At 42.1% G+C, this 11177-nt stretch carries 6 protein-coding genes and 1 rRNA gene; all 7 read right to left on the bottom strand.

Annotated elements, in window-relative coordinates:
* Nucleotides 1-4: 4 nt before the first annotated feature.
* Nucleotides 5-1555: ribosomal RNA gene (locus BCM40_RS00035) — 16S ribosomal RNA — on the bottom strand.
* Between the two features lie 912 nt (nt 1556-2467).
* Complete coding sequence (gyrA, locus tag BCM40_RS00030) at nt 2468-5035, bottom strand: DNA gyrase subunit A (protein WP_065524963.1); 2568 nt, start codon at nt 5033-5035, stop codon at nt 2468-2470.
* 30 nt (nt 5036-5065) lie between these two features.
* A complete protein-coding gene (gene gyrB, locus BCM40_RS00025) occupies nt 5066-6994 on the bottom strand; it encodes a DNA topoisomerase (ATP-hydrolyzing) subunit B (protein ID WP_065524964.1) in 1929 nt (642 codons plus the stop codon).
* Between the two features lie 80 nt (nt 6995-7074).
* On the bottom strand, nt 7075-8187 hold the full coding sequence (recF, locus tag BCM40_RS00020; RefSeq protein WP_065524965.1) for a DNA replication/repair protein RecF: 1113 nt from the start codon (nt 8185-8187) through the stop codon (nt 7075-7077).
* The gene (yaaA, locus tag BCM40_RS00015) at nt 8177-8416 is read right to left on the bottom strand and encodes a S4 domain-containing protein YaaA (protein WP_008427673.1); all 240 of its coding nucleotides are present in this window, start codon (nt 8414-8416) and stop codon (nt 8177-8179) included. Before yaaA ends, recF begins: the two co-directional genes overlap by 11 nt.
* A 107-nt stretch (nt 8417-8523) precedes the next feature.
* The gene (dnaN, locus tag BCM40_RS00010) at nt 8524-9660 is read right to left on the bottom strand and encodes a DNA polymerase III subunit beta (protein WP_008427675.1); all 1137 of its coding nucleotides are present in this window, start codon (nt 9658-9660) and stop codon (nt 8524-8526) included.
* A gap of 173 nt (nt 9661-9833) precedes the next feature.
* Nucleotides 9834-11177, bottom strand: a complete 1344-nt coding sequence (dnaA, locus tag BCM40_RS00005; protein WP_065524966.1) for a chromosomal replication initiator protein DnaA — start codon at nt 11175-11177, stop codon at nt 9834-9836.

The following is an 11177-nucleotide window of genomic DNA, read 5'->3' as shown; positions in this document are numbered from 1 at the left end:
TTAGAAAGGAGGTGATCCAGCCGCACCTTCCGATACGGCTACCTTGTTACGACTTCACCCCAATCATCTGTCCCACCTTCGGCGGCTGGCTCCACAAGGGTTACCTCACCGACTTCGGGTGTTACAAACTCTCGTGGTGTGACGGGCGGTGTGTACAAGGCCCGGGAACGTATTCACCGTGGCATGCTGATCCACGATTACTAGCGATTCCGGCTTCATGCAGGCGAGTTGCAGCCTACAATCCGAACTGAGAACGGTTTTATGGGATTGGCTCCCCCTCGCGGGTTGGCAACCCTTTGTACCGTCCATTGTAGCACGTGTGTAGCCCAGGTCATAAGGGGCATGATGATTTGACGTCATCCCCACCTTCCTCCGGTTTGTCACCGGCAGTCACCTTAGAGTGCCCAACTAAATGCTGGCAACTAAGATCAAGGGTTGCGCTCGTTGCGGGACTTAACCCAACATCTCACGACACGAGCTGACGACAACCATGCACCACCTGTCACCACTGTCCCCGAAGGGAAAAGCGTATCTCTACACCGGGCAGTGGGATGTCAAGACCTGGTAAGGTTCTTCGCGTTGCTTCGAATTAAACCACATGCTCCACCGCTTGTGCGGGCCCCCGTCAATTCCTTTGAGTTTCAGCCTTGCGGCCGTACTCCCCAGGCGGAGTGCTTAATGCGTTAGCTGCAGCACTAAGGGGCGGAAACCCCCTAACACTTAGCACTCATCGTTTACGGCGTGGACTACCAGGGTATCTAATCCTGTTTGCTCCCCACGCTTTCGCGCCTCAGCGTCAGTTACAGACCAGAAAGTCGCCTTCGCCACTGGTGTTCCTCCACATCTCTACGCATTTCACCGCTACACATGGAATTCCACTTTCCTCTTCTGCACTCAAGTCCTCCAGTTTCCAATGACCCTCCACGGTTGAGCCGTGGGCTTTCACATCAGACTTAAAGGACCGCCTGCGCGCGCTTTACGCCCAATAATTCCGGACAACGCTTGCCACCTACGTATTACCGCGGCTGCTGGCACGTAGTTAGCCGTGGCTTTCTGGTGAGGTACCGTCAAGGTACCAGTAGTTAGTTGGTACTTGTTCTTCCCTCACAACAGAGTTTTACGATCCGAAAACCTTCGTCACTCACGCGGCGTTGCTCCGTCAGACTTTCGTCCATTGCGGAAGATTCCCTACTGCTGCCTCCCGTAGGAGTCTGGGCCGTGTCTCAGTCCCAGTGTGGCCGATCACCCTCTCAGGTCGGCTACGCATCGTCGCCTTGGTAGGCCATTACCCCACCAACTAGCTAATGCGCCGCGGGCCCATCCTGCAGTGACAGCCGAAACCGTCTTTCCGTGCAGCCTCAGGAGAGGCCGCAAACTATTCGGTATTAGCACCGGTTTCCCGGAGTTATCCCGATCTGCAGGGCAGGTTGCCCACGTGTTACTCACCCGTCCGCCGCTAAACCAGAAGGAGCAAGCTCCTCTGGTTCCGCTCGACTTGCATGTATTAGGCACGCCGCCAGCGTTCGTCCTGAGCCAGGATCAAACTCTCCATTATAGAGTAGTGTTGATTGCTCAATACTGCTGGCGTATCGCCGTCCGAAGACGCACGATTCGCTTTGATCTGCATAATGCTGATCAGTAAGTTTTGCGCGGGCCGTTTTGCGCGGCCGTTGCTGTTTGTTGACGTTTTGCTGTTCAGTTTTCAAGGTTCAGTTTGTTTCATTTTGTTTGCCGCGCTCATTGGCGACTCAACTAATATACCATGCTGATATATCAGAGTCAACACTTTATGCAAATAAATCTTTGATTTTATAAAAAAAGTCTATTTTAAAATAAGAATTCCTAACTTTATATTCCACTTTAAATAGAGATAGCTATCTATCGACGAGTGCTTGAAACCTTGCTACGACTTGATTTTCTTATCTTATTTACTTCCTGTTATTTTTCATATGACACCATAGAAAAATGCTAATTTATTATCGGGAATTTTTTATCCTAAACTCAACTTTAACTATCCATCCAACTAATAAAACAGTCAGCCTTCAACTGTAGCGTTTCTTCGATAAGCGCTTTGTAAATGATTTAACAAAATTAATATTACGATTTCAACTCTAGAGCTCTACTTTCAAAAACGTTTTTCTATAAATTCCTTTTTCACTGGATCAGCTAGGTAAACTAAGCCTTCCTAAACAAATGATTGTTTTCATTATCCGCTTATTAGAATAGTAAGGGTTCGAAAAAAATTCACGAATAAAAAATCGCGGCTCTCTTTTATCGCAGCTCTACAAATTTCTTCCGAACAGGCTCGGTTGCTCCAAAATATTGACGCTCTATTCATCAATCAGCTACTTTGCTCTTAAGCTCAGAAAAGTTTACGCGACCCTTGCTTCTAGATGCAACGCGCTAGTCAACGCGTAATAAAGTTCTCCATAACAAAAACCCCTTGATTTAATCAAGGGGTTTAAACTTATTCTCCATCTTTTTCTGGCGTTTCTTCTATAGAACTAACTTGATCGTCTACAACACTTTCGTTTGCTTCAGAATTTTCGTTGATTGTTGTTTCAGCATTATCTTCTTCGCCTTCTTCTAACTCTTCCGGCACGTCGATATCCTTTTTAACTTTAGCTACAGTCGCTACTACCTCGTCGTCACCTAATCGAATTAAACGAACGCCTTGGGTGCTTCTACCTGTAGTTGAAATATCGTTAACATCCATACGAATTAAAATACCATTAACCGTGATTAGCATGATATCTTCTGTGCCGTTAACAGTCCGCACCGCAACAAGTGGTCCGTTTTTGTCTGTAATCTGACACGTCTTGATTCCCATACCACCACGAGATTGAACACGGTACTCAGATTCTTTCGTCTGCTTACCATATCCTTTCTCCGTAATAACCAATACATTGTCGTTAGGATCCAAAATCTCCATACCGACTACTGCGTCGCCTTCACGAAGACGAATGCCACGAACTCCACTAGCTGTTCGGCCCATGCTGCGAATATCGGTTTCTGGGAAACGAATCAATGCGCCATCTTTAGTACCGATGACCATTTCCTTAGTGCCATCTGTTAGTTTCACTGAAATGAGCTCATCTTCTTCACGAAGACTGATCGCAATCAAACCATTTTGACGGATGTTGGCATAATTTGTTACAGGGGTCCGTTTGCTAAGACCTTCACGTGTTGTAAAGAAGAAGAATGAGTCTTCTTTGAATTCTTTCACACGAATAACAGCTGTAACTTTCTCTTCTTTACTAATTTCCAAAAGGTTGACCAATGGTAAGCCTTTGGCAGTGCGGCCATATTCAGGAATTTGATATCCTTTTTTACGATATACTTTCCCTTTGTTCGTAAAGAACAAGATTGTGTCGTGAGTTGATGTATACAATAAATGTTCGACAAAATCATCTTCGTTTGTGCCCATTCCTTGTACACCACGTCCACCACGTTTTTGACTACGGTAAGTGTTCGCCGGCAAACGTTTGATATAACCGTTATGCGTCAATGTTAATACCGTTGCTTCCACCGGGATCAAATCTTCATCTTCAAACATTTCCGCTCCGCCAGTCGTAATTTCAGTTCTACGCTTATCGCTGAAACGGTCTTTAATTTCAAGCATTTCTTCTTTAATGATTTCAAGAATGCGGTATTCATTTGCAAGAATATATCTCAATTCTTCAATTAATTTCACTAATGCTTGATATTCTTCTTCAATTTTATCTCGTTCCAACCCAGTTAAACGTTGCAAGCGCATATCTAAAATGGCTTGAGATTGGCGTTCAGTTAAATTGAAATCCGTCATTAAGCCATTGCGCGCTTGTTCTGCCGTTTGAGATCCACGAATCAACGCAATAATGGCATCAATATGATCTAAGGCAATTCGCAAACCTTCCAAAATATGAGCGCGGTCTTCTGCTTTCGTCAATTCGAACTGTGTGCGACGACGAATCACCACTTTTTGATGCTCAAGGTAATGGAAAAGAATTTCTTTTAAGCTCAGCACTTTGGGTCTGCCATCTACAAGTGCCAGCATATTAAGACCAAAGCTTGTTTGCATCGCCGTTTGTTTATATAAATTATTTAAAAGAACACTTGCACTAGCATCTCGGCGAACTTCGATGACGATGCGCATGCCGTTACGGTCAGACTCATCACGTAAATCAGTAATGCCGTCAATTTTCTTGTCACGCACAAGTTCTGCGATTTTTTCAATCAATCGAGCTTTATTGACTTGGAAAGGAATTTCGTTAACGATAATGACTTCTTTGCCATTTGGTTTTGTTTCAATATCTACAACAGAACGAATTAAAACAGAACCTTTCCCTGTTTCGTAAGCACGACGAATCCCGCTACGGCCGAGGATAATACCACCAGTCGGGAAATCAGGTCCTTCAATATGTTCCATTAGCTCTTCCGTTGTGATTGCTGGATTATCAGCAAGTGCCAAAACCGCATCAATTGTTTCACCTAAATGGTGTGGCGGAATATTCGTAGCCATACCAACAGCGATCCCTGATGTACCGTTTACTAAAAGGTTTGGGAATCGACTTGGCAATACGATTGGTTCTTTTTCTTGGCCATCATAGTTATCGCGATAATCAACCGTGTTTTTATTTAAATCACGTAATAATTCCATCGAAATTTTCGACATTTTGGATTCTGTATAACGCATTGCCGCCGCAGAATCTCCATCAACTGATCCGAAGTTACCGTGTCCATCAACAAGCATGTAACGGTAACTAAAATCTTGCGCCATCCGAACCATTGTTTCATAAACAGCTGAGTCACCGTGAGGATGGTATTTACCAATTACATCTCCGACGATACGCGCTGATTTTTTATAGCCTTTATCTGCTGTAATTCCTAAATCATGCATTGCATAAAGAATGCGGCGATGAACTGGCTTTAATCCATCACGTACATCCGGTAAGGCACGGGACACAATAACACTCATCGCATAATCTAAAAATGAAGTCCGCATTTCCGTACTTATATTTATTTCTTCAACACCACTGCTCGGCCGTTCAGCCATATCCGCAGCCTCCTCTCAACTCTATATCACTTAAACGTCCAAGTTTTTAACGTATTTCGCATTTTCTTCGATAAAATTACGGCGTGGTTCAACTTCGTCCCCCATTAAAATATGGAAAGTTTCGTCTGCGACCATCGCATCGTTTAATGTGACTTGCAACAACGTACGAACATCTGGATCCATTGTTGTGTCCCATAATTGTGTTGCATTCATTTCTCCTAACCCTTTATAGCGCTGAATATTTGGTTTTGGCGTTGGAGATAAGTTTTCTAGTGCCGTTTTTAGCTGGGCGTCTGTGTAGACATATTCCACATGCTTCCCTTGTTTGATTTGGAACAATGGGGGCTGAGCAATATAAATATAACCAGCTTCAAGCAATGGACGCATATAACGGAAAAGGAATGTTAACAACAATGTACGAATGTGCGCTCCATCAACATCGGCATCTGTCATAATAACAATTTTGTGGTAACGAGCTTTTTCAAGGTTGAATTCTTCGCCGATTCCAGTACCTAATGCGGTAATGATATTGCGAATTTCATCGTTAGTTAGAATACGGTCCAGTCGTGCTTTTTCAACGTTTAAAATTTTTCCGCGCAACGGTAAAATTGCTTGGAAATGACGATCACGGCCTGATTTAGCCGATCCACCAGCCGAGTCACCCTCAACGATGTAAATTTCACTGATTTTTGGATCACGCGATGAACAATCAGCAAGTTTCCCTGGAAGACTCGATACTTCTAGCACCGATTTACGGCGTGTGAATTCACGCGCTTTTTTAGCGGCCATTCGTGCATGAGAAGCCATAATCCCTTTTTCAACAATCTTCTTCGAAACAGCAGGATTCTCTAATAAGAATCGTTCAAATCCGTTTGAGAACAAATTATTGACGATGGTGCTAACTTCCGTATTGCCCAATTTGGTTTTTGTTTGACCTTCAAATTGTGGGTCTGGATGTTTAACCGAAATAATGGCTGTTAACCCTTCACGCACGTCGTCTCCAGTCAAATTAAGATCTTGTTCTTTTAACATGCCTTTTTTACGGCCATAATCATTGACCACGCGTGTCAAAGCCGTTTTAAATCCAGATTCATGTGTTCCGCCTTCGTGCGTATTAATGTTATTGGCAAAAGAGAAAATATTGGCTGCATAGCCCGCATTGTATTGCATCGCAACTTCAACGGTAATGCCATCTCTTTCCGCTTCAACAAAAATAGCTTCTTCATGAAGAGGATCTTTTGATTTATTTAAATGTTCGACGTACGACTTTATGCCGCCTTCGAAATGGTAGACTTTTTCTTTTTCTTCGCCTTCGCGCTCGTCTTTTACAACAATTTTCAAGCCACGGTTTAAGTAAGCAAGTTCACGCAAGCGATGGTCTAAAATATCAAATTCATAAACCGTAGTTTCTTTGAAGATTTCTGCATCTGCTTTAAAACGGATTGTCGTCCCTGTGTGATCTGAATCTCCAATCACTTTCAGTTCTTCGGTGACCGCTCCACGCTCAAATTTAATATAATGTCTTTTTTCATCGCGATTTACATATACTTCAGTTGTTTCAGACAAAGCGTTTACTACAGAAGCGCCTACGCCGTGGAGACCACCGGATACTTTGTAACCGCCGCCACCAAATTTACCGCCTGCATGAAGGACGGTCATAATAACTTCTACTGCTGGACGCCCCATTTTCTCTTGCATCCCAACAGGAATTCCGCGTCCATTATCTTCTACACGAATCCAATTGTCCGGTTCGATCGATACACGAATCTCTGTACAATGACCAGCCAATGCTTCATCGATACTATTATCAACAATTTCCCAAACTAAATGGTGTAGCCCTCTTGCACCTGTAGATCCTATATACATACCTGGTCTTTTACGAACCGCTTCTAATCCTTCTAGTACTTGAATCTGACTCGCTTCATATGATCCTTGTAGACCTTTTTCTTCCATAGCCATTCCATTCACCTGCTCTTTCTTACGCATTTCATAATCCTATTTATTCCCGATCAACGTTATATTGCTATATTAAAGTGTTTTCACTTTGTTACAGTGCCGTGTGAAACTTCGAAAAGACGCGCGTTTTGAATTGTTTCATGTTGTATACCTTCAACACTCGTGGTGGTAACAAAAGTTTGGACCGAGCCTTTAATCGTATTTAATAAATGTGATTGGCGGTAATCATCGAGTTCAGAAAGTACATCATCGAGCAATAGCACAGGTGCTTCTCCAACTTCTTGTTTGATCAGCTCAATTTCGGCCAATTTCAACGATAAAGCAGTTGTGCGCTGTTGTCCTTGTGAACCGTAAGTTTGAACATCGTAGCCGTTCACAAAAAATTGCAGTTCATCACGATGAGGTCCGACAAGTGTCACGCCACGTTCTATTTCTCGTTTGCGGACTTCTATCAGTTTCTGCTCTAAAAAAGACGCCATTTCTTCAGGCGTCCATTCAGGCTTTAAACCGCTAATCGGTTGATAGCGGATTTGAAGTTGTTCGAGCCCCCGAGAAATGCCGTGATGAATTGGTTCAGCCCATTTTTGCAAAAGCTCCATAAACTGATACCGTTTGCGGATAATTTTGACGGCTGCTTCGATAAATTGTTCGGTATACACATCGAACATGACGTCATTGATTGTTTGTTTTCCATAATGTTGTTTCAATATATGATTTCTTTGTTTGAGGAGTTTTTGATAATTTACTAGATCGTGCAAATAGACGGGAGAGATCTGCCCAATTTCCATGTCGATAAAACGTCTGCGCACTTGTGGACTTCCTTTTACAAGGTGAAGATCCTCTGGAGCAAACATGACAACATTTAATTGGCCAATATAATCACTCAACCTACGTTGTTCTAAATGATTGACTTTCGCTTTCTTTCCCTTTTTTGACAAAGAGATTTCCAGGGGCAGTTTGCCGTATTTCCGGAAAACATCAGCTTTAATTTTACCATAATCAGCATCCCAACGTATCAATTCCTTGTCATTAGACGTGCGATGCGATTTTGCCATAGATAAAACATACAGAGATTCCATGACATTGGTTTTGCCTTGCGCATTTTCTCCTATGAACACATTAATCTCTGGAGAAAATTCCAGTTCTAATGATTCGTAGTTTCGATAATTGACAAGCTCAAGGCGGTCAATCCGCATCGAAGCTCATGCCTTCAGCCGTCACGATACGAAAATCTCCAAACCCTGGAATATTTACAAGATCGCTTGCACGCAACTTGCGTCCTCTACGATTTTCAGCTTCACCATTGACAAAAACTTCATGCTCACTTAAAAACCATTTGGCCATTCCGCCTGAACTTATTGTATCCGTCATTTTTAACAATTGTCCTAATGTTATATATTCAGTCTCAATCCCGATTTCTCTCAAAATGCACTCATCCTTCGATTCATAGTCTATCCCTCTATTTTACCCTATTTTAGCTAAAAAGTAAAAAAGGATAGCCTATATGGCTATCCTGAGGGTTTGTTTTATTTTTAATATGTTCGGACAGGAAGAATCAACTGCAAAATTGAGTCATCTAATGCTGATTTCAAGATAAATGGACGCATAGCTCCAGTAAATTGAATCACCACATCTTGTCCATCGATGGCTTTAAGTGCATCCATCATGAATTTAGCGCTGAAAGAGATTTTTAGTTCTTCTCCTTCTATACTTTGAGCTTGCAATTGCTCTTCTACTTTACCTACTTCAGGTGAATTAGAAGAAACTTCAACATCAGTACCTTCTTTTGCAGAAAAGCGCACTACATTATTACGTTCTTCTCGAGCTAACAAAGACGCACGATCGATTGCTTGTAAAAGTGAACGGCCGTTTACAGTTACAGTTGTTTTGTATTCCGCTGGAATTAAACGACTTGTATCTGGATAGTTGCCTTCTAATAGACGAGAAAAGAAAAGAATGTGTTTTGACTTGAACAATACTTGTTGGTTCGTCATCACGATTTCAACTGCTTCAGAAGTGTCATCAAGGATTTTGTTAAGCTCAGTTAAGCTTTTCCCTGGAATTACAACGCTGTACTCCCCTTCTGGCAATGTCTCAAGTTTTGTTTTACGACGAGCTAGACGGTGACTATCTGTTGCCACACAAACCAATTCGCCATCTTTCACTTCCCAGTGAACGCCTGTTAGTACAGGACGTGTTTCTGAACTTGAAACAGCAAACACCGTTTCACGGTTAATCGTTTTTAATAGATCTGCTGGAATGGTAAACAAGCGATCGTCTTGAATATCAGGTAATTGTGGATAATCCATTGCATCCAAGCCGATTAAATGAAATTCAGATTTTCCTGAACGGATATGTGTTTGGAAGTTTCCTGTAATTTCAATTTCAACTTCGTTTGTTGGCAACTTACGGATGATTTCGCCGAAAACTTTAGCTTGAAGAACAATGCTTCCTCCATTAGTAACTTGGATGATTTGTTCGCCATCTTCTTCTGCAGGAATAAATGTTTGGATTGTAATATCCGAATCACTTCCTGTTAATCTCATTCCTTCTGAAGACACATCCATTTTAATCCCCGTTAAAATCGGAATGGTTGTTTTTGAACTTACTGCTTTCATTACATCGTTTAATCCTTCAACTAGTCGCTCACGTTTTATCTCGAATTTCATTCTCGAACCTCGCTTATATATATATTTTATTTAAGGGCTTTTAAAGTAATAGTAGTAGTAGGGCCTGTGAATATGTGGATAAGCCTTTAAAAGTCAATAAAAGCAGTTTATCCACATGTAGACAGCCTGTGCATAAACTGCTTGATGATTTATGGGTTTATCCACAATCATTTTTACTTGCCAAGCGCACTTTTGATGTCCTTGACGTCTTGTTGAAGCTGCTGATTATCCGTTAACATTTTAGAAATTTTATCGTGGGCGTGAATCACGGTTGTATGGTCACGTCCACCAAACTCTTCGCCAATTTTAGGCAGCGAGAAATCCGTCATCTCACGTGACAAGTACATAGCAACTTGACGTGGATAAGCAATATCTTTCGTGCGGCGTTTTGTTTTAAAATCTTCTAATTTAACGTTGAATTGCTCACCAACAGCGTTTTGAATGTCCAAAATAGTAATAATTTTAGGTTTGGAGTTCGGCATAATATCTTTTAACGCTTCTGAAGCAAGTTCTGCGCTCATATCACGGTTGATCAAAGAAGAATAAGCCACAACTCGGATCAATGCACCTTCAAGTTCCCGAATATTCGAGTCAATTGAATTTGCAATATACGTCATTACATCATTCGGAATATCAAGTCCATCTGCTTTTGCTTTTTTACGCAATATAGCGATACGTGTTTCCAAATCGGGCGGCGTAATGTCTGTGATTAAGCCCCATTCAAAGCGGGAGCGGAGCCGATCTTCCAGTGTTGGAATCTCTTTTGGCGGCCGATCACTTGAAATGATGATTTGCTTTGACTCTTCGTGCAATGTGTTAAACGTATGGAAAAACTCTTCTTGAGTCTGTTCTTTGCCCGCTAAAAACTGAATATCATCGATTAAAAGAATGTCGACACTTCTATATTTGTCGCGGAATTCACCTGTTTTATTGTCGCGAATGGAATTGATAAATTCGTTCGTAAATTTTTCTGAAGATAAATAAACGACTTTCGCATTTGGATTGTGTTCGAGGACATAATGTCCGATTGCATGCATTAAATGTGTCTTGCCAAGTCCTACTCCCCCATAGATAAACAGCGGATTATAAGCTTTTGCTGGCGCTTCGGCCACAGCCAAAGAGGCGGCGTGTGCGAAACGGTTGCCTGAACCAATTACAAATGTATCGAAAGTGTATTTTGGGTTTAGCATGCCAGGTAAAAACTCGTGCTGCTGGTCTTGTCCCGGTTTAACGCGAGGCGCAGGAAGTTGAAAATCATCCATATCCTGATCTTTAGGCACAACAAATTTAATCATCATATCATCGCCAGTAGTGTCGGATAAAATTCCGGTGATCAAATGCACATAGTGGTTTTCTAACCAATCACGTGCAAAAGAATTAGGCGCTGAAATAGTGACTGTATCATCCTGATAGGATAAAAGCTTTGTCGATTTTAACCACGTTTCAAAACTCGGTTTGGAGATTTTGGTTTCAACTTGGGCTAAGACACTCGACCATAATTCGTCTAAGTGTTCCAA

Origin of the sequence: Planococcus donghaensis, from assembly GCF_001687665.2 — a bacterium.
In the GTDB taxonomy this organism is placed as follows: Bacteria; Bacillota; Bacilli; order Bacillales_A; family Planococcaceae; genus Planococcus; species Planococcus donghaensis.
This window is presented reverse-complemented; position numbering and strand designations above follow the sequence as displayed.